The organism is Rhizobium sp. SG570, from assembly GCF_012275345.1.
GTDB classification, from domain to species: Bacteria; Pseudomonadota; Alphaproteobacteria; order Rhizobiales; family Rhizobiaceae; genus Rhizobium; species Rhizobium lusitanum.
In genome coordinates, this window is sequence record NZ_JAAZQI010000002.1 from 179598 (window position 1) to 201165 (window position 21568).

The 21568-nt window shown below is 60.5% G+C and carries 19 protein-coding genes; 9 read left to right on the forward strand and 10 right to left on the reverse strand.

The window, feature by feature from the left end; genetic code table 11:
* Nucleotides 1-71: 71 nt before the first annotated feature.
* Entirely contained in the window at nucleotides 72-2114 is a 2043-nt protein-coding gene (gene uvrC, locus FHT28_RS04665; protein ID WP_037194028.1) for an excinuclease ABC subunit UvrC, read from the reverse strand.
* Nucleotides 2111-2878, reverse strand: coding sequence for an SDR family oxidoreductase (locus FHT28_RS04670; protein ID WP_037194031.1), 768 nt, complete (start codon nucleotides 2876-2878; stop codon nucleotides 2111-2113). Before FHT28_RS04670 ends, uvrC begins: the two co-directional genes overlap by 4 nt.
* Before the next feature lie 363 nt (nucleotides 2879-3241).
* On the opposite strand from FHT28_RS04670, the gene FHT28_RS04675 reads away from it, so the two are divergent.
* Nucleotides 3242-3874: an outer membrane protein gene (locus FHT28_RS04675; RefSeq protein WP_047552905.1), complete on the forward strand. Its 633-nt coding sequence runs from the start codon at nucleotides 3242-3244 to the stop codon at nucleotides 3872-3874.
* Here the strand turns inward: FHT28_RS04675 and FHT28_RS04680 are convergent, their stop codons facing one another.
* Nucleotides 3875-4024: a hypothetical protein gene (locus FHT28_RS04680; protein WP_162730999.1), complete on the reverse strand. Its 150-nt coding sequence runs from the start codon at nucleotides 4022-4024 to the stop codon at nucleotides 3875-3877.
* 65 nt (nucleotides 4025-4089) lie between these two features.
* On the opposite strand from FHT28_RS04680, the gene FHT28_RS36645 reads away from it, so the two are divergent.
* On the forward strand, nucleotides 4090-4224 hold the full coding sequence (locus FHT28_RS36645; RefSeq protein WP_280951366.1) for a hypothetical protein: 135 nt from the start codon (nucleotides 4090-4092) through the stop codon (nucleotides 4222-4224).
* Nucleotides 4225-4235: 11 nt separating this feature from the next.
* On the opposite strand, the gene FHT28_RS04685 is transcribed toward FHT28_RS36645, so the two are convergent.
* Entirely contained in the window at nucleotides 4236-4829 is a 594-nt protein-coding gene (locus FHT28_RS04685) for a glutathione S-transferase (protein ID WP_092572799.1), read from the reverse strand.
* 31 nt (nucleotides 4830-4860) lie between these two features.
* Nucleotides 4861-5712, reverse strand: coding sequence for a 23S rRNA (adenine(2030)-N(6))-methyltransferase RlmJ (locus tag FHT28_RS04690; protein WP_168595713.1), 852 nt, complete (start codon nucleotides 5710-5712; stop codon nucleotides 4861-4863).
* Between the two features lie 81 nt (nucleotides 5713-5793).
* On the opposite strand from FHT28_RS04690, the gene FHT28_RS04695 reads away from it, so the two are divergent.
* The 3 genes from FHT28_RS04695 (at nucleotide 5794) to FHT28_RS04705 (ending at nucleotide 9825) form a co-directional block, all read left to right on the forward strand.
* A complete protein-coding gene (locus FHT28_RS04695) occupies nucleotides 5794-7917 on the forward strand; it encodes a molybdopterin oxidoreductase family protein (RefSeq protein WP_246703065.1) in 2124 nt (707 codons plus the stop codon).
* Nucleotides 7914-8507: an NUDIX domain-containing protein gene (locus FHT28_RS04700; RefSeq protein WP_168595715.1), complete on the forward strand. Its 594-nt coding sequence runs from the start codon at nucleotides 7914-7916 to the stop codon at nucleotides 8505-8507. Before FHT28_RS04695 ends, FHT28_RS04700 begins: the two co-directional genes overlap by 4 nt.
* Nucleotides 8508-8655: 148 nt before the next feature.
* The gene (locus FHT28_RS04705; protein WP_168595716.1) at nucleotides 8656-9825 is read left to right on the forward strand and encodes an alpha-D-ribose 1-methylphosphonate 5-triphosphate diphosphatase; all 1170 of its coding nucleotides are present in this window, start codon (nucleotides 8656-8658) and stop codon (nucleotides 9823-9825) included.
* 53 nt (nucleotides 9826-9878) lie between these two features.
* On the opposite strand, the gene purN is transcribed toward FHT28_RS04705, so the two are convergent.
* Together purN and purM are read right to left on the reverse strand one after the other, a co-directional pair.
* Nucleotides 9879-10550 (reverse strand): phosphoribosylglycinamide formyltransferase, encoded by a 672-nt coding sequence (gene purN / locus FHT28_RS04710; protein WP_047552924.1) that lies wholly within the window; start codon nucleotides 10548-10550, stop codon nucleotides 9879-9881.
* Nucleotides 10547-11620: a phosphoribosylformylglycinamidine cyclo-ligase gene (purM, locus tag FHT28_RS04715; protein ID WP_168595717.1), complete on the reverse strand. Its 1074-nt coding sequence runs from the start codon at nucleotides 11618-11620 to the stop codon at nucleotides 10547-10549. Before purM ends, purN begins: the two co-directional genes overlap by 4 nt.
* A 222-nt stretch (nucleotides 11621-11842) precedes the next feature.
* Here purM and FHT28_RS04720 point away from each other — a divergent pair, with 222 nt between their 5' ends.
* The 4 genes from FHT28_RS04720 (at nucleotide 11843) to ppx (ending at nucleotide 17502) form a co-directional block, all read left to right on the forward strand.
* Nucleotides 11843-12973, forward strand: coding sequence for an AI-2E family transporter (locus FHT28_RS04720; RefSeq protein WP_037194049.1), 1131 nt, complete (start codon nucleotides 11843-11845; stop codon nucleotides 12971-12973).
* Nucleotides 12974-12975: 2 nt separating this feature from the next.
* Nucleotides 12976-13689, forward strand: coding sequence for a DnaA regulatory inactivator HdaA (gene hdaA / locus FHT28_RS04725; protein ID WP_092572793.1), 714 nt, complete (start codon nucleotides 12976-12978; stop codon nucleotides 13687-13689).
* A 78-nt stretch (nucleotides 13690-13767) separates the two neighbouring features.
* Nucleotides 13768-15969 carry an RNA degradosome polyphosphate kinase gene (locus FHT28_RS04730; RefSeq protein ID WP_168595718.1) on the forward strand — a complete coding sequence of 734 codons (2202 nt, stop codon included), beginning with the start codon at nucleotides 13768-13770 and terminating at the stop codon, nucleotides 15967-15969.
* A 12-nt stretch (nucleotides 15970-15981) separates the two neighbouring features.
* Nucleotides 15982-17502 carry an exopolyphosphatase gene (gene ppx / locus FHT28_RS04735; RefSeq protein ID WP_037194056.1) on the forward strand — a complete coding sequence of 507 codons (1521 nt, stop codon included), beginning with the start codon at nucleotides 15982-15984 and terminating at the stop codon, nucleotides 17500-17502.
* Nucleotides 17503-17565: 63 nt separating this feature from the next.
* Here ppx and FHT28_RS04740 read toward each other — a convergent pair whose 3' ends face one another.
* The 3 genes from FHT28_RS04740 to rnd form a co-directional block, all read right to left on the reverse strand.
* The gene (locus tag FHT28_RS04740; RefSeq protein ID WP_168595857.1) at nucleotides 17566-18924 is read right to left on the reverse strand and encodes an esterase-like activity of phytase family protein; all 1359 of its coding nucleotides are present in this window, start codon (nucleotides 18922-18924) and stop codon (nucleotides 17566-17568) included.
* Nucleotides 18925-19089: 165 nt separating this feature from the next.
* Nucleotides 19090-20142, reverse strand: coding sequence for an adenylate/guanylate cyclase domain-containing protein (locus FHT28_RS04745; protein ID WP_047552936.1), 1053 nt, complete (start codon nucleotides 20140-20142; stop codon nucleotides 19090-19092).
* Nucleotides 20143-20334: 192 nt separating this feature from the next.
* Nucleotides 20335-21480, reverse strand: a complete 1146-nt coding sequence (gene rnd, locus FHT28_RS04750; protein WP_047552939.1) for a ribonuclease D — start codon at nucleotides 21478-21480, stop codon at nucleotides 20335-20337.
* Between the last annotated feature and the right edge of the window lie 88 nt (nucleotides 21481-21568).

Consider the following 21568-nt stretch of genomic DNA (forward strand, 5'->3'; position numbering starts at 1 on the left):
GTTTGATTACCCTATCGTCAACATTCTTTCTGTTCTTTCACCGTCATTGCGTGGAATTTGCGACCGGCTTTTTATTTCGCGGTGTCTTCATGAAAATGGTTGTAGACCTGCCGTGCTACGGCTTCCGATATGCCTTCCACAGCCATCAGGTCGGACAGGGCGGCGCGCGATACGGCCTTGGCGGTGCCGAAATGCTGCAGCAATGCCCGCTTGCGCGACGGGCCGATACCGCCGATTTCATCCAGCGGATTCTTGATCATCTCCTTCTTGCGCCGGGCGCGATGCGAGCCGATGGCGAAACGGTGGGCTTCGTCGCGCAGGCGTTGGATGAAGTAGAGCACGGGATCGCGCGGCGGCAGGGTGAAGCTCTCGCGGGAAGGGGCGAAAAAGCGCTCGCGTCCGGCGTCGCGGTCGACACCCTTGGCGACGCCGATGGCGATGACGCTGTCGGTGATTCCCAACTCCTCGAGAATGGCCCGCACCGCTGTCATCTGCCCCTGGCCGCCATCGATGAGGATGATATCAGGCCAGGCGGGGAAGGGCTGGTCGGCTGCATCGGCGGCGGGAGCCTCCGTCGCAGCGCTGCGGTCGGGCTTGCCCTCTTCCTTCAGCAGGCGGGAGAAGCGCCTTGTCATCACTTCGCGCATCATGCCGAAGTCGTCGCCGGGCGTGATGTCGGTCGATTTGATGTTGAACTTTCGGTACTGGCCTTTGACGAAACCTTCCGGCCCGGCCACAACCATGCCACCGACCGCATTCGTGCCCATGATGTGGGAGTTGTCGTAGATCTCGATGCGCTGCGGCACGTAAGGAAGCTTGAAGGTCTCCTTGAACCCCTCTAGCAGCCGCGATTGCGAAGCCGTCTCCGCAAGCTTGCGACCATGCGCTTCGCGGGCATTGGCAACGACATGATCGACCAGATCGCGTTTTTCGCCACGCTGCGGCACGAGGATCGAGACCTTGTGGCCGGTCTTCTCGCTGAGCGCTGCCGCCAGCAGCTCGATTTCCTCGACCGTCTCCGAAAGAAGAATCTGCCTGGGCACCGGTTTGTCGTCGTAGAACTGCGCCAGGAAGGCGTTCAGCACTTCGGCGCCTGACAGTGATGGGTCGGCCTTGGGAAAATAGGCTCGATTGCCCCAGTTCTGGCCGGTGCGGAAGAAGAAGACCTGAATACAGGAGATGCCGCCCTCGTGATGGATGGCGAAGATATCGGCTTCCTCGACGCCGGCCGGATTGATGCCCTGATGGCTCTGTACGTGCGACAGCGCCGCCAGCCGGTCGCGAAAGACGGCGGCGCGCTCGAAATCGAGATCCTCGGCGGCGGCGTTCATCTCCTCGGCCATATGGGCCTTGACGTTCTGGCTCTTGCCGGAAAGGAAATCCTTCGCCTCCTGCACCAATTCTGCATAGCCCGAATCGCTGATCTCATGCGTGCAGGGCCCGGAACAGCGCTTGATCTGGTAGAGCAGACAGGGCCGGGTGCGCGTCTCGAAAACGCTGTCGGCACAGGTGCGGATGAGGAATGCGCGCTGTAGCGAATTGATGGTGCGGCCGACGGCGCCGGCCGAGGCGAACGGGCCGAAATAGTCGCCCTTGCGGGCGCGGGCGCCGCGATGCTTGAAAATGGCTGGTGCGCGATGGTCGCCGGTGATCAGAATATAGGGAAAGGACTTGTCGTCGCGCAGCAAGACGTTGAAGCGCGGCCGCAAGCGCTTGATCAGATTCGCTTCCAGCAGCAGCGCTTCGGTTTCTGTGCGGGTGGTGACGAACTCCATGTTGGCGGTTTCGCGCACCATGCGGGCGATGCGGTTGGAATGCACCCGGCCCATGGCATAGTTGGCGACACGCTTCTTCAGGCTGCGTGCCTTGCCGACATAGAGCACGTCGCCGGCTTCGTTGAACATGCGGTAGACGCCGGGATTGTTCGGTAGGCGCTTGACGAATTCAGCGATCAGTTCCGCGCCGCGCAAGCCGGTCTCGTTCTTGCCGCCTTCGTTCCAGTCGACGGGCACGACAGGCGAGGCGGCGGCATCGCCCTCTACCTCGATGTCGTCTTCTATATCCTCTGATTCGTCGTAGAGAATGCCGCCATCGGGCAGCTTTCTTCCATTCATTCCGCACTCTCCGCCACATCAGGCGTTTCCCAGGCAAGATGCTGGCCGCCGTCGAGCGCTATCATTTGGCCCGTGATCGAGGGCGTGTCAAAAAGAAAGCGGATGGTGCGGCCGAATTCTCCGAGCCCCGGCGCGGCCTTCAATATGAGGCCGTCGATCTGGGCCTGAAAGTCCTCTTCCGACTGTCGCGCGCTGCGCACCGTCGGCCCCGGGCCAATCGCGTTGACGCGGACGCGAGGGGCAAAGCTCTGCGCCATCGTCTGGGTCGCCGTCCAAAGGGCCGCCTTCGACAGCGTGTAGGAATAGAAGCGCGGGTTGAGCGCCCAGACCCTCTGGTCGATCATGTTGACGATCAATCCCGGATTGGGCTCGGGAAGCTGCCGGACGAAATCGGCTGATAACATTGAGGGCGCGCGGACATGCACGGCAAAATGCGCCTCGAAGGCTTCAGCATCGAAACGCTGGGCGGAATCGCCGAGGAAAGCCGAGGCATTGTTGACCAGCAAATCAAGCGGACCTAGGGCGGCCGCGGCTTTCTCGACGAGGGTTGACGTTTCGCCCAAATCTTGCAGGTCGGCCTTGATCGCAATCGCCTTCCTGCCCATTTGCTGCAATTTCGCCACGATTTCCGCCGCCTCGGCGAAGGATTGGTTGGCATGCAGCGCCACCGCGAAGCCATTGGCCGACAGATCCTCGGCTATTGCCCTGCCTATTCTTTTTGATGCGCCCGTTATCAATGCCGTGCGAAGTTCTTCCTGGCTCAAGATACCGCCTTCTTCTCGTCGTTACCCAATCGAAGCTCATATAGGGCGTCGATACACCATATGAAAAGGTGCTTGAGCGAATGACGCTCTTGACATCTCTTATGTAGATCTTGAGATATATTTAGATTAAAATAAGTATACATGCTTTAACCATTGGTTATGGTTAACAATTCCTCTGTTGCGCTGAAGCAACATCGAAATTCAGCCATGTCTGTGCCACAATGATATCATATTTTGGCTCTTCCAATTCCTCATTTGCACTCCAATTTCAATCTCGATCCGGGAGGGATTTATTTTAATTGCTCGTGACGCTTCGAAGTCAAAGATTGTAGACGAAGCACACGGGACTGAAAGGAGAAAAGTATGCGTACTCTCGTAACGACCCTCATGGTCTCCGCTTTCGCTCTCGGCGGCTACACCGCAGCTCAGGCTGCCGACGCTGTTGAGCAGGTTCCGCAGCCGCCCGTCGCTCAGGAAGCAGCTCCGGTCGTCAACAATTGGTCCGGCTTCTACATCGGTGGCGAAGGCGACTGGAACAAGGGTCACTTCAACCGCACCGGCAACACCTACGCCTTCGGCGGTGGTGCCTTCACCGGCTACAACTGGCAGCAGGGACAGATCGTATACGGTGTCGAAGGTGACCTCGGTTACGCCGACTCGGAGACGTCCCGCAATGGCCTGACTGCCAAGAACGGCGTCAATGGCTCGGTTCGCGGCCGTCTCGGTTACGATTTCAACCCGTTCATGCTGTATGGCACGGCTGGTCTGGCGCTCGGCCAGAACAAGCTCTCGGACGATACCTCGTCTGAAAGCAAGACGGCTGTTGGTTACACGGTCGGTGCAGGTGCTGAAACCTTCATCACCAGCAACATCACGGCTCGCCTTGAGTACCGTTACACCGACTACGGCAAGAAGACCTTCAACCTCGACTCCGGCAGCTTCTCGCGCGGCTTCGACGAGCAGAGCGTCAAGGTCGGTATCGGCGTGAAGTTCTAATCACTTGACAGTATGGAATGAAGAAAAAGCCGGGGCTCTTGCCCCGGCTTTTTCTATTTCATGCTTCTGAATATTTATGCGGGTGAGGGCTTCCTGGGTGATGAGAGCGCCGAAGCCGCGCGGTGCACCTGTGATGAACCAAGCACCCATGACTTTCTCCTTTGTCGGTTGGCAGCGTGGAATTCGCTTGCAGGAGAGAAAGGTAGGATGGCCGGATGATCCGCATGCTGGAGGACTGGTGCCCCTACTATTCCGGCTTCTTCCTCTATTATCCGAGCCGTCGGCAATTACCGACGGCCTTGCGCGCCTTTGTCGATTTCGTGAGGAACGGCGATGTATACTGGAGCTAAGCGAGACGGCGTCAGGCCTGCGGCTTCATCGCCGGATAGTCGGGGAAATGCTTTTCGAACTTGCTCGCCCAGTTGATAAGCTCCGCATGGTCCGCCTCCCATTGGCCTTCGAAGCGGAGCTGCAGATAGCCGATAAGGGAGGCAAGCGCGAAATGTCCCGCATGCAGCTTCTTGCCGATCTTCGGTGGCTCTGCATCTAGGTGGGCGAGCGCGCGGCTTGCCTTCGTCCACTGCCGATCGATCCAAGGCTGGTGCTGCTTTTCGGGTTCGCGGAGGCGCCGCTCGTAAACAATCGACAGAAGGCACTCCATGGTACCGTCGCACAGCGCTTCCAGAACTTCAGCCTCGGTGCGCTTACCCTTCTTGGAAGGATAAAGGCCACCCTCCTGCCGGTCGAAGTAATGCATGATGGCGCGGCTGTCGAAAATGGCGTCGCCATCGTCGGTCAGCAAGGTCGGGATCTTGCCCAGCGGATTGTTGTCGACGAGTAGCGCCGGCCCGGCATTGGTATCGACGCGGATCTCCTCGAGTTTGATGCCGAGATGGCGGGCCGCCATGCGCACCTTGCTGGAAAAGGGGGAGGTGGACGAGCAGAGAAGTCTCATGGGATCACCTGTGGGATGGGCGGGAGGAAATTCAATGTTCGCCGCGCAGCCAGAAGGCGCGTTGCGAGGCGAAACGGTCCTGCGCCAGCAGATCCTTCAGCGCCGGCAACAGCGCATGCAACTCGTCCTTCAACGTGAAGGGCGGATTGACGATGATGAGGCCGGAGCCGGTAAGCCCGGCGAAGCCGCGGTCGCTTTTGACCGTCAACTCCGCGCAGAGCATCTTCGGCACCTCCAATGCCTGCAGTGCTTCGTGAAACTGCTTGATCGGCGCGTCCTTCTTGATCGGATACCAGAGGCAATAGGTGCCGCCGGGAAAGCGGTGCCAGGCTTTCGCCAAGCCGCCGACCAGCCGCTCATATTCGCCGTCTTCCTCGAAGGGCGGGTCGACCAGCACGATCCCGCGCTTTTCTTTCGGCGGCAGATGCGCGCCGAGCGCCAGCCAGCCGTCAAGCTCGGTGATGCGCGCATGGTGGTCGCCTTCGAACAGCCGGTGCAGCCGCTGGAAGTCCTCGGGGTGCAGCTCCATGGCTGATAGCCGGTCCTGCGGACGGAACAGCATGCGGGCGAGCTTCGGCGAACCGGGATAGAATTGCAGGCCGCCTTCGGGATTGAGCTCGCGAACGGCGGTCAGATAGGGCTCCAGCAAATCCGCGACCTGGGGCACGAGTTCCGCTTCGAGCAGCCGGCCGATACCATCTTGCCATTCCCCGGTCTTCTGCGCTTCCTCCAAAGAGAGATCGTAGAGCCCGATGCCGGCATGGGTGTCCAGAACACGGAACGCTTTGTCCTTGTTCTGCATGTAGCGGACGAGGCGGGCGAGCACCGAGTGCTTGAGCACATCGGCGAAGTTGCCCGCGTGATAGATATGCCGATAGTTCATTGTCGGTGAAGTCCGCATGAATTGTTGCGATGGGCCGGATTATCCCTAGTGGCCGGTCATCGCTTGAAATATAGAAACATCATGAACATTGCGACCCCTATTCAAGCCAAATCCCGCATTGGTCACACGGCCTGTCCGCATGACTGTCCGTCAACCTGCGCGCTGGAGATCGATCTGACGGACGACGGCCGGATTGGTCGCGTCCGTGGCGCCAATGATCATTCCTACACGGCCGGCGTCATCTGCGCCAAGGTCGCCCGCTATGCCGAGCGCCTCTATCATCCCGATCGTCTGATGAAGCCGCTGCGCCGCGCCGGCGCCAAGGGCGAGGGGCGTTGGCAGGAGATTTCCTGGGACGATGCGCTGGACGAGATCGCCGAGGCTTTCGTCAAGGCCGAAGCCAAGGACGGCAGCGAGGCGATCTGGCCTTATTTTTATGCCGGCACCATGGGCTGGGTCCAACGCGATTCCATCGATCGCCTTCGCCATGCGAAACGTTATTCCGGCTTCTTTTCCTCGATCTGCACCAATCCGGCCTGGACCGGTTTCACCATGGCGACGGGCGTGCTGCGCGGCCCCGATCCGCGGGAGATGGGCCGCACCGACTGCGTCGTCATCTGGGGCACGAATGCGGTCGCGACGCAGGTCAATGTGATGACCCACGCGGTCAAATCCCGCAAGGAGCGCGGCGCCAAGATCGTCGTCGTCGATATCTATGACAATCCGACGATGAAGCAGGCCGATCTGGCGCTGATCGTCAAACCCGGCACGGATGCGGCGCTCGCCTGCGCCGTCATGCACATCGCCTTCCGCGATGGCTATGCCGACCGCGCCTACATGGCCAGATATGCCGATGATCCGGCAGGCCTCGAAGAACATCTGAAGTCGAAGACCCCGGCCTGGGCAGCTGGCATTACCGGCCTTTCGGTGGATGAGATCGAGGCCTTCGCAAAGCTGGTGGGGACGACGAAGAAAACCTATTTCCGTCTCGGTTACGGTTTCACGCGCCAGCGCAACGGCGCCATCGCCATGCATGCGGCCGCCTCGATCGCCACCGTTCTCGGTTCCTGGCAATATGAGGGCGGCGGCGCCTTTCATTCGAACAGCGATATCTTCCGCATGGACGCGAGCGAGCTGACCGGCCGGTCCATGAAGGATCTGGATATCCGCATGATCGACCAGTCGCAGATCGGCCGGGCGCTGACAGGCGATGCCGTGGCGCTTCGCCATCGCGGGCCGGTGACGGCCATGCTGATCCAGAATACCAATCCGGTGAACATCGCGCCCGAGCAAAGGCTGGTGAAGCGCGGCTTTGCCCGTTCCGATCTCTTCGTTGCCGTGCACGAGCAGTTCATGACCGACACGGCCGAGATGGCCGATATCGTCATTCCCGCCACCATGTTCGTCGAGCATGACGACATCTACCGCGCCGGCGGCCAGAACCATATTCTTCTTGGCCCGAAGCTGGTCGAGCCGCCGCCGACCGTGCGCAGCAATCTCTTCGTCATCGAGGAGTTGGCCAAGCGTCTTGGGGTCGCAGATCGCCCCGGCTTCGGCTTTTCCGCCCGCGAAATGATCGACCGGGTTCTGTCGATGAGCGACCTGCCGGATTACGATTATTTCCTCGAGCATAAATGGTTCGATCGTCAGCCGGCTTTCAAGGACGCGCATTTTCTGAACGGCTTTGGCCATCCCGACGGCAAGTTCCGGTTCCGCCCGGACTGGGTCAACCAGCCGGCCCCAAACCGCCCGCCTGCGTCAGTCGGATTGCTCGGTCCTCATGTGGAGTTGCCGGAATTCCCGGATCAGGTCGATGTCATCGAAGTGGCCGATCCGGATCATCCGTTCAGGCTCGCCACCTCGCCGTCGCGCAACTTTCTGAATTCGAGCTTCGCGGAAACCAGGACGTCGCGGCAGAAGGAAGGCCGCCCCGAGGTGATGATCAATCCGGCCGATGCCGCAGCACTCGATGTCATCCATGGCGATCTGGTCCGCATCGGCAATGCGAGAGGCGACATCCGCCTCCATGCGCGCGTGACGACAGAGGTGAAGCCGGGTGTGCTGATCGCCGAGGGTCTCTGGCCGAATAAGGCCCATGTCGATGGCGAGGGCATCAACGTCCTCACCGGCGCCGATCCGGTCGCGCCCTACGGCGGTGCGGCCGTTCACGATAACAAGGTATGGCTGCGCAAGGATATGGCATGAGCGAATTCGGAAAGGCGAAAGCCGAAATCGTCAACGAGAAGACGTTGGCGGATCAATGGACCCGGCTCAGCAGCTATGATGTCGACTACACGGATTCGCGCGGCGAGAAGCATCGCCTGAAGCGCGAGATCTATCACCGCACGCCGGCCGCCTGCATCCTGCTCTACGATCCCGCCCGTGAGACGGTCGTGCTCGTCCGGCAATACCGTCTGCCGTCGCAGCTTGCCGGCCTGCCGGCATGGATGATCGAAGTGCCCGCCGGCCTGCTCGATGGCGACGAGCCGGAGGCAGCGATCCGGCGCGAGGCCATGGAGGAGACCGGCTTTCGCGTGCGCGATGTCCGATTTCTCTTCAAGGCGATGACCTCGCCGGGTGCCGTGACCGAGATCATCCATTTTTTCGCTGCCGTGATCGATACGTCCGATCGGGTCGCCGATGGCGGTGGGCTTGCCGAGGAGCATGAGGATATCGAGGTGATGGAAATTCGATTGTCCAATGCGATGGCAATGATCGAGGCGGGCGATATCCACGATGCCAAGACGGTCATTCTGCTGCAATGGGCGGCCCTGAACAGGGCGAGCCTGAAGTAGGTCCGTCGAAGTCAGGGAACTGGGCCCAAAACTATGCTGCCGCCTTCATCACCGTGTCACGAATCGAGACTACCGGGGCGTGCTGGCCGAAGACGTCCGGACGTGTCCGTGCCTTTCAGATGATAGACACTGTTTCAGGAGAAAGCCGATGTGGCTCAGCAATTTCACGCTCGTTCTTCCCAATGAAGTCGTCGACCGGGGTGCCGTGCGCATCGAGGATGGCGTGATTGCCGAAATCCGCTCCGAGCCGGTGGAGCAGGTGACCTTCGATGGCGGCGGACGCCTGCTGATGCCCGGTTTCGTCGATCTGCATTGCGATATGATTGAGCGCGAGATCGCGCCGCGGCCGAACGCCATGATGCCGATCGATTTCGGCATTCACGAGCTGGACAAGAAGCTGGCCGCCGCTGGCGTCACCACGGCCTTTGCCGCGCTCTCCTTTGCGACCGAAAGCGTCTACGGTCACGTCCGTTCGCTCGAAACCACCTCGGCTGTGATCCGCGGCATCAACAGCTTGCGCAATGACCTCCTGATCGATCACCGCGTTCATGCCCGCTATGAAATTACCAATCTGGGCGCGGCGCTGACCCTGGAGCGGCTTTTGAAGGACGGCGACATCGACATGGTCTCCCTGACCGACCACACGCCTGGGCAGGGGCAGTACAACGATATCGAGAGCTACATCCGCAGCATGTCCGAGCGTCGCGCCATGTCGCGCGAGGCTGCCGAGGAAGTCGTGGCGAAGCGCATCGCCCAGCGCCAGGATCCGGAAATCGAACGCAAGCTGCACGATGTGGTCGAGCTTTCGCTGAAGCACAAGCTGTCGCTCGCCTCGCATGATGACGACAGCGCCGAGAAAGTGGCGGCGATGCACGATCTCGGCGTGACCATCAGCGAGTTTCCAGTAACGGGACCGGCCGCCGAAGAGGCCTGCCGCCGCGGCCTCTGGACGCTGATGGGTGCGCCGAACGCGCTGCGCGGTCAGTCCATGTCCGGCAATCTCAGCGCCCTGGACGCTGCCCGCGCCGGCTTGCTCGGCATCATCGCCGCCGATTATCATCCGGCCGCTTTCGTGCCGGCGATCTTCAAGATTGCGGAGGTTGTTGGCGGTGGCCTGCCGGCGGCGGTTGCCATGGCAAGCGCCAATGCTGCCCGTTCGGCCGGCCTCAATGATCGCGGCGAGATCGCCGTCGGCCAGCTTGCCGATCTGGTTGCCGTCGAACCCGGCTCGGTTCATCGCATTCGCGCGACCTTCCGCGGCGGCCGCATCGTCTATAGCGACGGCACGATGCATCCGCTGATGGCGATTGCGGCTTGAAGAGAAAATCGAAGGGGCGAATTAGGGCGCCGTTCGGCTCCATAACTCTCTATTTAAGCCATGTCCCCAAGCAGTGACACGACCTGCCGTCCATGGGCGGCAGCTGTTCTGGCAAGGCTGATGGCCTTGCCGTCTTCCATCCCGACTTTGCCTTCCGCGAGCAGCCGCAGGGATTGCGGATAGAGCTGATGTTCGACCGTCAGCACACGGGCAGCCAATGCGTCCGCCGTATCGCCGGTCAACACCGGCACGGCCGCCTGGCCGATCACCGGGCCTTCGTCCATGCCTTCGGTGACGAAATGGACTGTGCAGCCGGCAACGCGCATGCCGGCGTCGATGGCGCGTTGATGCGTGTGCAGACCGGGAAAGAGCGGCAGCAGGGAAGGGTGGATATTGATGATCCGACCTTCATAGCGCTGGATGAAGCGGCCGGAAAGCAGCCGCATGTAGCCCGCAAGGCAGATGATGTCGGGCGACAAGGCTTCCAGCTGCGAAAGGATCGCCTCTTCGTGGGCGTCCTTGCTGGTAAAATCCTTGCGGACGAAGGCGAAGGTGGCGATGCCCTCGGCAGCAGCTTTTGCCAGTCCGCCGGCATCCGCCTTGTCGGCGATGACGGCGACGATCTCAGCCGGATAGTCGGGAGCCGCCGTCGCCTTCAAAAGGGCCATCATGTTGGAGCCGCCGCCGGAAATGAAGACGACGACGCGTTTGCGCGGCGTGTTCATAGAGCGAGCGTACCCTTGTAGACCGTGCCTCCAGCGTCTTCGGTGCGAGCAATCATGCGGCCAAGTGTTACCACAGCCTCGCCTTCGGCTTCGAGCGCTGCCTTCACGGCTGCAACATTGTCTGCCGCCACGACCACGATCATGCCGATGCCGCAGTTGAAGGTGCGCAGCATTTCCTTGGCCTCGACGCCGCCCGTCTTGGCGAGCCAGGAGAAGACCGGCGGCACCTTGACGGCGGCAAGATCGATTTCGGCAGCCAGATGCTTCGGCAGCACGCGCGGGATATTTTCGGGAAAGCCGCCACCGGTGATATGGGCGAGCGCCTTGAGAGCATGTGTCTCGCGGATGGCTTTCAGCAGGGGCTTCACATAGATGCGCGTCGGCGTCAGCAGCGCTTCGCCAAGTGCCTTGCCTTCTGCGAAAGGCGCGGGCGCGTCCCAGTCGAGGCCGGAAATCTCGACGATCTTGCGCACCAGCGAGAAGCCGTTGGAATGCACGCCCGAGGAGGCGAGGCCGAGAATGATGTCGCCTTCGGCGATGTCGCCCGATGGCAGCAACTGGCCGCGCTCGGCCGCGCCGACGGCGAAGCCCGCCAGATCGTAATCACCGTCGGAATACATGCCCGGCATCTCAGCCGTCTCGCCGCCGATCAGTGCGCAGCCCGCCTCGCGGCAGCCGGCCGCGATGCCGCCGACAATCGCCGCGCCCTGATCGGGATCGAGCTTGCCGGTGGCGAAGTAATCGAGGAAGAACAGCGGCTCCGCACCCTGGACGACGAGGTCGTTCACGCACATGGCGACGAGGTCGATGCCGACGGTGTCATGATAGTTCGCATCGATGGCGATCTTCAGCTTGGTGCCCACGCCGTCGTTGGCGGCGACCAGCACCGGATCGGTGAAGCCTGCGGCCTTGAGATCGAAGAGACCTCCAAAGCCGCCGATTTCGCCGTCGGCGCCGGGACGGCGCGTCGAGCGCACGGCGGGTTTGATCTTTTCGACCAGCAGATTGCCGGCATCGATATCGACGCCCGCGTCGCTATAGGTCAGACCGTTTTTTCCAGACTGGCTCATGCTTCCGCCTCCGATGGCCGCCCTTCCGTCGCGACAGGGCTCTGATCGGGTCGCCATTGCATGATAGGGGCGTTTATGCAAGGCGCAAGGGCGGCCAACCCCTCGATTTTCCCCGCTTCACAGCGCAACAGGCCGATTTCCGGCCGCAGGCTTGACCATAATTGCAGCATCATCCTATGTCCTAAGCAAGCGGCAGACGGGTCGGAAACAGCGGGGAAGTCGATGGAGCAAAAAGTCAGCGGGGCGAGCCTCAAGCGGCAACTCACTTTCTGGGTGATCGTGCTCGTCGTCTTCATCGGCTTTCTTTATCTCTTCAGCACGATCCTGCTGCCGTTCATAGCCGGCATGGCGGTTGCCTATTTTCTCGATCCGGTCGCCGACCGGCTCGAAAGGATCGGCCTCAGCCGCCTGATGGCGACGGTGGTCATTCTTGTCTCATTCGTGCTGGTCTTCGCGCTGGCGCTGACGATCGTCATTCCGATCATCATCAATCAGTTCAACGATTTCATCCAGCAGATACCGGCCTATGTGCAGCAAATGCAGCAGCTCGTCGCCAAGGCGCAGACGATGGTGCTGCCCGATTGGATCCGCAATCAGCTCGGCGCGATCAAGGACAATTTCTCCAGCATAATGTCCGATGGCCTGAGCTTTGTCGGCGGTCTGTTTGCGCAGATCTGGAGCTCCGGCAAGGCCCTCGTCAACATCATCTCGCTGCTGGTCGTCACGCCGGTCGTCGCATTCTACATATTGCTCGACTGGGACCGGATGATCGCCAAGGTGGATGACTGGATACCGCGCGACCACGTCGCCACCGTCCGTCAGATCGCAACGGAGGTCAACCAGGCGATCGCGGGCTTCATTCGCGGGCAGGGCTCGCTCTGCATCATTCTCGGCATATATTACGGCGTCGGTCTTTCGCTCGTCGGCTTGAACTTCGGCCTTTTGATCGGCCTGTTCACCGGCATGATAAGCTTCATACCCTACGTCGGTTCGCTGGTCGGCCTCATTCTGGCTGTTGGAGTGGCGCTGGTCCAGTTCTGGCCCGACTATCTCTGGGTCGGCCTGACGCTCGCCGTCTTCTTCACCGGCCAATTCCTCGAGGGCAACGTGCTGCAGCCGAAGCTCGTGGGCGAAAGCGTCGGCTTGCATCCCGTCTGGCTGATGTTTGCGCTTTTCGCCTTTGGCGCTCTCTTCGGCTTCGTCGGTCTGCTGGTCGCAGTTCCGGCCGCCGCCGCCTGCGGCGTCCTTGTTCGTTTCGCCCTTTCGCGATACCTTCAGAGCGATCTCTATTACGGACGCTCGGAAGCCGGCAAGGCGCGCAGAGCCAAGGCCGGAAAGCCCGAGAATAACTAGACATGACAGACGCAAAGAATGCTGATGTGAGGCGCAAACCCGCCGAACAGCTACCCTTGGCTTTTACGCACGACCCCGCAAGCGGTCGCGACGACCTGCTCGTCGCCGATCCCTTGAGCGCGGCGGTGAAGATCGTCGATTCCTGGCCGCATTGGCCGTCGCCGGTGGTGATCCTGGCGGGTCCCATCGGCTCGGGCAAATCGCATCTTGCCAGTATCTGGAGTGAAAGATGCGGCGCGATATCAATCCATCCCGTGGCGGGCTCGGACGCCGCCGTTGCTGCCGCAAACGGCCCGGTCATTTTCGAGGATGTGGATCGCCTGGGCTTCGACGATACCGAGCTCTTCCATGTCATCAACAGCGTTAGGGAGAACGGCACCAGCTTGCTGATGACGACGCGGCTCTGGCCGATGTCATGGCCGGTCACGCTGCCCGATCTGCGCTCCCGCCTCAAGGCTGCGACGGTGGTCGAGATCGGCGAGCCGGACGAGGAATTGCTGTCGCAAGTCATCGTAAAACTCTTTGCCGACCGCCAGCTTTATATCGATGATAAACTCGTCCTTTATATCGTCAATCGAATGGAGCGTTCCATGAGCGCCGCGCAGCTGATCGTCGACCGGCTGGACCGGCTGGCGCTGGGGCGAGGCACGAGGATTACACGAGTACTGGTCGCTGAAGTATTGAATGAACTGGGCAATTCCGGTCAGCCGGATTGAGCCGACGTCGAGCTGTCACAGTTCCGTCGTCAAACTGATATACGTGGCACATGGGTTAGAGATGAGGGTAGGTGGAACATGGACTCGGCACTAACGGAACATCAGGACGCCAGCCAAGAGACCCCGGAGGCCACTCCTCCGATCAACGAGCTGCTGAGCAGCCCTGAACGCTTCATCAACCGCGAATTTTCCTGGCTGCAGTTCAACCGCCGCGTCCTCGAGGAGACGTTGAACACGGCGCATCCGCTTCTCGAGCGTGTCCGCTTCCTCTCCATTTCCGCCGCCAACCTCGACGAATTCTTCATGGTGCGCGTCGCCGGCCTCGAGGGTCAGGTCCGCCAGAAAATCCTCGTGCGCACGCCGGATGGCAAAACGCCGGCCGAGCAGCTCGATGATATCCTGCGTGAGATCGACAATCTGCAGATGGAGCAGCAGGCCTCGCTCGCCGTCCTGCAGCAATATCTTGCCAAGGAAGATATTCTGATCGTCCGTCCCGCCGCCCTTTCCGAGGCCGACCGGCAATGGCTCCACACCGAATTCGAACAGGCGATCTTCCCGGTTCTGACGCCTTTGTCCATCGATCCGGCCCATCCGTTCCCGTTCATTCCGAACCTCGGCTTCTCGATCGCGCTGCAGCTGAAGAGCATGAACGGCCGCGAGCCGATGACGGCGCTGCTGCGCCTGCCGCCGGCGCTCGACCGCTTCGTCCGGCTGCCGGACGCGAGCAACGTCATTCGCTACATCACGCTTGAAGATGTGGTGAACATCTTCATCCACCGGCTCTATCCAGGCTACGAAGTGCAGGGTTCGGGTACGTTCCGCCTGATCCGAGACAGCGATATCGAAGTCGAGGAAGAAGCCGAAGATCTGGTGCGCTTCTTCGAAACCGCGCTGAAGCGCCGCCGCCGCGGCTCGGTGATCCGCATCGAGACCGATTCCGAGATGCCGCTCGAGCTTCGCCAGTTCGTGGTGGAATCGTTGAACGTGCCGGGAAACCGCATCGCGGTTCTGCCGGGCCTGCTGGCGCTCAACACGCTCTCCGAGATCTGCAGGGCCCCGCGCGACGATCTGCGGTTCGAGCCCTACAATGCGCGATTTCCTGAGCGCGTCCGCGAACACGCCGGCGATTGCTTCGCCGCCATCCGCGAAAAGGACATGGTGGTCCACCACCCTTACGAATCTTTCGACGTGGTCGTCCAGTTCCTTCTCCAGGCTGCGCGCGATCCTGACGTTCTGGCGATAAAGCAGACGCTCTACCGTACCTCGAACGACAGCCCGATCGTGCGTGCGTTGATCGACGCCGCCGACCTCGGCAAATCGGTAACGGCCCTGGTGGAGCTCAAGGCCCGTTTCGATGAAGAGGCAAACATCCGCTGGGCACGCGATCTGGAGCGCGCCGGTGTGCAGGTCGTGTTCGGCTTCATCGAACTCAAGACCCATTCGAAGATGTCGATGGTCGTGCGCCGCGAGGACGGCAAGCTGCGCACCTATTGCCATCTCGGCACCGGCAACTACCATCCGGTCACCGCAAAGATTTACACTGACCTGTCATACTTCACCTGCGATCCGAAGATCGCCCATGACATGGCGAATATCTTCAACTTCATCACCGGCTACGGCGAGCCGGAACATGACATGAAGATCGCGGTTTCGCCTTACACGCTTCGCACCCGCATCCTCCAGCATATCGAGGGAGAGATCGAATTTGCCAAGAACGGCCACCCGGCGGCGATCTGGATGAAGATGAATTCGCTTGTCGATCCCGACATCATCGACGCGCTTTATCGCGCCAGCAATGCCGGCGTCGAGATCGATCTTGTCGTGCGCGGCATCTGCTGCCTGCGTCCGCAGGTGCCTGGTCTTTCCGAGAATATCCGCGTCAAGTCGATCATCGGGCGCTTCCTTGAGCACAGCCGCATCTTCTGTTTCGGCAATGGTCAGGGCCTGCCGTCGGACAAGGCGCTGGTCTATATCGGCTCAGCCGACATGATGCCCAGAAACCTCGATCGCCGTGTCGAAACCCTTGTGCCGCTCACCAACAAGACCGTGCATGAACAGGTGCTTTCGCAGATCATGCTGGGCAATATCATTGACAATCAGCAAAGCTACGAGATATTGCCGGACGGTACTTCACGGCGCACGGAAGTGCGCAAGGGAGAAGAGCCTTTCAATGCGCAGCAGTATTTCATGACCAATCCCAGCCTGTCCGGCCGGGGTGAAGCCTTGAAATCCAGTGCGCCGAAACTGATCGCTGGGCTGTTGTCGGGCCGCAACAAATAAAACTGGACCTGCATGGTTGAATCAGAAGCCCAGGGGCGCCTTCCCGGTATTGCCCCGGTCTCCGTCGTCGATATCGGGTCGAATTCGGTCCGTCTTGTCGTCTATGAAGGCCACTCACGGTCACCGACCATCCTTTTCAACGAGAAAGTGCTTTGCGGCCTGGGAAAAGGCATAGCACTGACCGGAAAGATGGACGAGGAAAGCGTGGCGCGGGCGCTTGCGGCCCTGCATCGTTTCAAGGCGCTCTCCGATCAGGCGCGTGCATCGACCATCTATGTTCTGGCGACCGCCGCGGCGCGCGAAGCGAGCAACGGTCCGCAGTTCATTCACCAGGCCGAAGCCATTCTTCAGCGCAAGGTGCGCGTGCTTTCGGGCGAAGAAGAGGCACGTTTCTCCGCACTCGGCGTCATCAGCGGTTTCTTCCACCCCGATGGCATTGCCGGGGATCTTGGCGGTGGCTCGCTGGAGCTGATCGACATCAAGGACCACGAGATCGGCAAGGGCATCACGCTGCCGCTCGGCGGCCTGCGTCTGTCCGAATATGCCGGTGGCTCGATCGATAAGGCGCGCGGCTTCGCGCGCAAGCATGTCAAGACCGCGAAATTACTGAGCAAGGGCGAGCGCCGCACGTTCTACGCGGTCGGCGGTACATGGCGAAGCGTCGCCAAGCTGCACATGGAAATCCGCAAATATCCGCTGCACATGATGCAGGGCTATGAAGTGCCGCTCGATGAGATGCTGCGTTTCCTGGATCAGATCGTCGAAGCGAAGGATTCGAAGGATCCGGCGTTTCAGGCGGTGTCCAAGCATCGCCGTTCGCTGCTGCCCTTCGGTGCTGTCGCCATGCGCGAAGTGCTGACGGCCATGAAGCCGTCCGTCATCTCCTTCTCCGCTCAGGGGGTTCGCGAAGGTTATCTTTATTCGCTGCTGACGGAGGCGGAGCGCAACAGCGACCCGCTGCTCACCGCCGCCGGCGAGCTTGCTATCCTGCGCGCGCGCTCGCCGGAACATGCCCGCGAGCTTGCCGATTGGACCGGGCGGATGATGCCCTTCTTCGGGATCACCGAGACCGACGAGGAAAGCCGCTATCGCCAGGCAGCCTGCCTGCTTGCCGATATAAGCTGGCGCGCCCATCCGGATTATCGTGGCTTGCAGGCGCTGAATATCATCGCCCATACGTCCTTCGTCGGCATCACCCATGCCGGCCGCGCCTTCATCGCGCTTGCCAATTACTATCGTTTCGAGGGATTGAACGACGACGGTGCGACCGAGCCGCTGGCAACGATCGCTACGCCGCTCTACATCGAACGCGCCAAGCTGCTCGGCGGCCTGTTGCGCGTCGTCTACCTATTCTCGGCCTCGATGCCCGGTATCGTCCGCAACCTGTCGTTCCGCCGTTCGACAAAGCCTGATCTCGATCTCGAATTCGTCGTTCCGGCCGAATATCACGACTTTGCCGGCGAGAGGCTGGACGGCCGCCTGCAGCAGCTCGGCAAGCTCACCAATCGCCGCCTGGCCTTCTGCTTCGAATAAGCTTTGTGTTGCATGGGATTGAAGCCTCTCCCCGCACGGCAGGGAGAGGCGGTTTCATTGTGCTTACTTCGCGTTCAGGAAATCGCCGACTTCAAGAACGCTGAACTCGTTGTCGTCAGCCTTGTCGACGGCGCGGCCAGCCGAGAAGGGCAGGTTGTTGTCGTTGCCGATGATGATATGCGTGGCATCGACGCGGTCGACATTCTCGATGGTGACGAAGGGCATGTCGTAGAAGCCTTCGCCGCCGCCCTGGCGACGCTTGTGGTCCGGGTCCTCGATGCGCAGCAGATCGATATAGCCGATCTTGCGAACGGACTTGCCGACATTGGCGTCGCTGAACTCGATCTTGTAGACGCGCTTCAGCTCGGCGGGAGCCTCGAAGCAATCCGGCTTCGGCTGCTTGGGATCGGCGCAGGCCTTGTCCTTCGTGCCGGCGCCGTTGTCGCGTTCGATCACCAGGGCCGTCGTCTCGTCGAGCATGTTGAAGTCGCCAATCGACACACCCTTGTCCGCGAACGGATAAAGCCAGCTGCGGCCGGTCCAGCCCTTCGAGGCGACGTCGAACTCGATGACGCGGATGGCGGTGTGGCCGTCGACGCTTTCCATCTGGCCGTCATCCTTGTAGATCGCGCCTTCCAGCAGGCCGTAAAGCTTCGAGCCGTCCTTCGACAGGGCAAGGCCTTCGAAGCCGCCCGAACGCTTCAGGTTGAAGGCCGGCATCTTCTGCGTCGGGTTGCCCGGCAGCTGCAGCAGGGCGTTGTCCGGAGACATGACCGGCTTGCCGTCGACTGTCGTGGCGAAGACGTCGGTCAGCTGACCATTTGTATCGAACTTCAGCAGATAGGGACCGAATTCATCGCCGAGCCAGAAGCCGTCGGCGACCGGCTGGATCGATTCGATATCGAAATCGGAGCCTGTAAGATAGCGCTTGTCGGAGCCTTCGAGGACGATCGGGAAGGGGGCTTTCTTGTTCGGATCGGACAGGAACAGGTTCTTGACGACATCGACCTTGCCATTGTCCCAGTCGAACTTGAGCTGATGCAGGAATAGCATGGCGTCGCTGGAATTCTGCTTGGAGCCGAAGCCGTTGTCCGACAGCGTCCAGAAGGTGCCGTCAGGCATGGCCTTGATGCCGGAAAAACCCTGGATAGGCTGGCCGTCGAAGGGCAGCTTCAGATCGGTCACGCGGGCGCCGTCCTTGCCGGGCACGGTGCCGAGAGCGTCCGTGCGCTTGCGATCCGGCGTCGTGAATTTGCCTGACGTTTTCAGGAAGTCGGGTGCATCGGCCGGAGCGGCGATAATTGTGTTGGCGGGCAGGATGGCTTGCCCGGCAAGCTTCGCCGGAAATTGCTTTTCGTCGGCATGGGCCGAAGCGGCAAGCAGAATGAACAATGCCGTTGAGGCGGAAAGGATTCGAGTCATCATGTCACCTTGTTGGCCAGGATTGGCGAAAACAATCCCGCTTAACAGGCGAGCCATGTCGACGAATTAACGCTTGGGTGAAGATTTGGTGACTGTGGACAACCCATAGGATGTGAAGCTCAGGCGTGCATCGATGCCGAACATACAGCCGATGCTTTGCATTGCTTACAATCTGCCGCGGACTGTCTTGATGGCTTGCCGGCTTTGCGTGTGAAGCGCGATGACGCCGAGGTGCTGATCGCGTCCGCGAACGGCATGCTCCCCGAGGTCTTCCTTGATGATCGTCTCGGGAAGCTCCAGCCGTCTGGCAAGGTCGCTCGAAATCAGCACCTGGCGCTCCAGCGTCTTGCAGAGCTGCTCCAGCCGGGAGGCGATGTTCACGGTGTCGCCGAAATAGGCGATCTTGTGATGGTCGACGCCGATTTCCGCCGTGACGATGCTGCCGCCATGCAGGGCCGCTCTCAGGCGCGGCACCCTGCCATAGGATTTCAACCACGTCTCCGAGTTCGCTTCGATATCGTTGAGGATATTGAAGACGCAGCGCACGCAATTGGCATTCTTGATGCCGCGGCGAAGCGGCCAGGTGATGATGGCGGCGTCGCCGATATAGTCGTCGATCGCGCCCTTATGCCGCCATACCGGTTCGGCAAGCGCGCCGAACACCGCGCCCAGAAACTCTTGTGTTTTCAGGTCGCCGTGCTCCTCGGCAAAAGCGGTGGATCCGACGAGATCTATGAAAAGGAATATACGCTCTTCCTGCACCGGATTGCGATATCGGCCAGTCAGCAGGCTGAGAAAGACGTCGCGGCCGAGCAGCTCCCGCACGCGACCGACGAAAATGATGACGGCCGTTACCATGACGGCATAGATGTAGACGTCTATTTTCAACAGCGTGAGGTCTTCCCACGAGCCTTCGACAAGACCGAGCAATTTCAGAATACTGCCTGCCATGGCATAGCCGACGCTCATCAAGGCGAAATCGACGATGAGGGCTGAAAGGATAAAGGCGGGGGTCGGCAGGCGATGCATCCATACGTTCAGCCGCGCCAGGATCATGCGGCGTTCGAAGGCCAGCAGCGGCATGCCGCAGAACAGTGCAAAGATCGCACCGATATACATCGGCGCCTGCGGAAAAAACACTATGCCGTAGACAACGCCGGTCGAAGCGACAAGCAGTGATGTAAGGATCCAGTTGCGCACCGAATGGAGAATACCCATTCACTTTTCCGCCGAAAAAAGACGCCCGTCATCGACGCGGGACTGCGCCGACAACACTTCTGCGCCATCGAATATAACGACTGCATCAGACGTTCATTCCACGAGATTTGCGGCGCAATCGTGGTGGCAACCAGCATCTCCGTTCGCGAATCATACGCAATCGCAGCGCGCTGGGAAAGGATAATGTCGCGGCTAGAGGATGACCGTTTCAACCCGCTTTCCGACGAAACGCAGGGCCACCTGGCCTTGAATCAGCTGCAAGGCCGTTTCGCCGAAGAGATCGCGTCGCCAGCCGGTGAGGGCAGCCACCTCGGCGTTCTCGCCTTCGGCCGCGATCTTGTCGAGGTCTTCGCTGTTGGCGATCACTTTCGGCGCGACGCCGTGCTTTTCGGCGATCAGTTTCAACAGAACCTTCAGCAGTTCGGCGGCGGCAGCCGTGCCTTCCGGAGCCTGCTGATGGCGCGGCGGATGCGGCATGTCGGACTTCGGCAGCGCCAGGGCTTCATTGATCGCCTCGATCACGGCCGCGCCGGCAGTCGAACGCTCCCAGCCTTTCGGGATGGTGCGCAGTCGGGCAAGTGCTTCGCTGTCCTTCGGCTGCTGCTGGGCGATTTCGTAGATCGCGTCATCCTTCAGCACGCGGGCGCGAGGAACATTGCGCGCGCGCGCCTCGCGTTCGCGCCATGCCGCCACATATTTGAGGATTGCCAGTTCCTGCGGCTTGCGCAACCGCATCTTCAGGCGCTGCCAGGCATCGTCGGGGTGCAGGTCGTAAGTCTCGCGCGCCTCGAGAATTGCCATCTCCTCCTGCAGCCACGAGGCACGGCCTTCTCGCTTCAGCTGTTCGTCGAGCGAAAGATAGACGTCGCGCAGATGGGTAACATCGGCGAGCGCGTAGTCGAGCTGCTTTTCCGAGAGCGGCCGCCGGCTCCAATCCGTGAAGCGCGAGGACTTGTCGATATGTACATTCTTGATGCGGCTGACGAGCTGGTCGTATGAGACGGAATCGCCGAAGCCGCAAACCATTGCGGCGACCTGCGTGTCGAAGATCGGATGCGGAATGAGATTGCCGCGATGGAAGATGATTTCGATGTCCTGGCGCGCGGCGTGAAAAACCTTCAGCACAGCCGGATTTGCCATCAGCTCGAAAAACGGCTGAAGGTCCAGCCCTTTGGCCAGTGGGTCGACCAGTACCTCGGTCGTCGGGCTCGCCATCTGTATCAAACACAGCTCCGGCCAGAAGGTCGTTTCTCGCAGGAATTCCGTATCGATGGTAATGAATTCCGACTTGGCCAGCTCTTGGCAGGCCGCCTCCAATTGGGCGGTAGTTTCGATCATCTCAACACATTCATCGATAAAACAGTTGCTTAACTTCCTTCTCCTTTCAGCCGGATATGTCAATACTTTCGCGGACAAAGCTCTTGCC

What these genes read in the sequence shown, in the direction of transcription:
- FHT28_RS36645 (WP_280951366.1), top strand. Translation starts at nt 4,090, where the DNA reads ATGATCCGCATGCTGGAGGACTGGTGCCCCTACTATTCCGGCTTCTTC.
- FHT28_RS04730 (WP_168595718.1), top strand. Translation starts at nt 13,768, where the DNA reads ATGGACTCGGCACTAACGGAACATCAGGACGCCAGCCAAGAGACCCCG.
- FHT28_RS04675 (WP_047552905.1), top strand. Translation starts at nt 3,242, where the DNA reads ATGCGTACTCTCGTAACGACCCTCATGGTCTCCGCTTTCGCTCTCGGC.
- uvrC (WP_037194028.1), bottom strand. Translation starts at nt 2,114, where the DNA reads ATGAATGGAAGAAAGCTGCCCGATGGCGGCATTCTCTACGACGAATCA.
- FHT28_RS04690 (WP_168595713.1), bottom strand. Translation starts at nt 5,712, where the DNA reads ATGAACTATCGGCATATCTATCACGCGGGCAACTTCGCCGATGTGCTC.
- FHT28_RS04695 (WP_246703065.1), top strand. Translation starts at nt 5,794, where the DNA reads ATGAACATTGCGACCCCTATTCAAGCCAAATCCCGCATTGGTCACACG.
- FHT28_RS04680 (WP_162730999.1), bottom strand. Translation starts at nt 4,024, where the DNA reads ATGGGTGCTTGGTTCATCACAGGTGCACCGCGCGGCTTCGGCGCTCTC.
- purN (WP_047552924.1), bottom strand. Translation starts at nt 10,550, where the DNA reads ATGAACACGCCGCGCAAACGCGTCGTCGTCTTCATTTCCGGCGGCGGC.
- FHT28_RS04720 (WP_037194049.1), top strand. Translation starts at nt 11,843, where the DNA reads ATGGAGCAAAAAGTCAGCGGGGCGAGCCTCAAGCGGCAACTCACTTTC.
- FHT28_RS04705 (WP_168595716.1), top strand. Translation starts at nt 8,656, where the DNA reads ATGTGGCTCAGCAATTTCACGCTCGTTCTTCCCAATGAAGTCGTCGAC.
- FHT28_RS04745 (WP_047552936.1), bottom strand. Translation starts at nt 20,142, where the DNA reads ATGGGTATTCTCCATTCGGTGCGCAACTGGATCCTTACATCACTGCTT.
- hdaA (WP_092572793.1), top strand. Translation starts at nt 12,976, where the DNA reads ATGACAGACGCAAAGAATGCTGATGTGAGGCGCAAACCCGCCGAACAG.
- FHT28_RS04700 (WP_168595715.1), top strand. Translation starts at nt 7,914, where the DNA reads ATGAGCGAATTCGGAAAGGCGAAAGCCGAAATCGTCAACGAGAAGACG.
- rnd (WP_047552939.1), bottom strand. Translation starts at nt 21,480, where the DNA reads ATGATCGAAACTACCGCCCAATTGGAGGCGGCCTGCCAAGAGCTGGCC.
- FHT28_RS04685 (WP_092572799.1), bottom strand. Translation starts at nt 4,829, where the DNA reads ATGAGACTTCTCTGCTCGTCCACCTCCCCCTTTTCCAGCAAGGTGCGC.
- purM (WP_168595717.1), bottom strand. Translation starts at nt 11,620, where the DNA reads ATGAGCCAGTCTGGAAAAAACGGTCTGACCTATAGCGACGCGGGCGTC.
- FHT28_RS04740 (WP_168595857.1), bottom strand. Translation starts at nt 18,924, where the DNA reads ATGACTCGAATCCTTTCCGCCTCAACGGCATTGTTCATTCTGCTTGCC.
- ppx (WP_037194056.1), top strand. Translation starts at nt 15,982, where the DNA reads ATGGTTGAATCAGAAGCCCAGGGGCGCCTTCCCGGTATTGCCCCGGTC.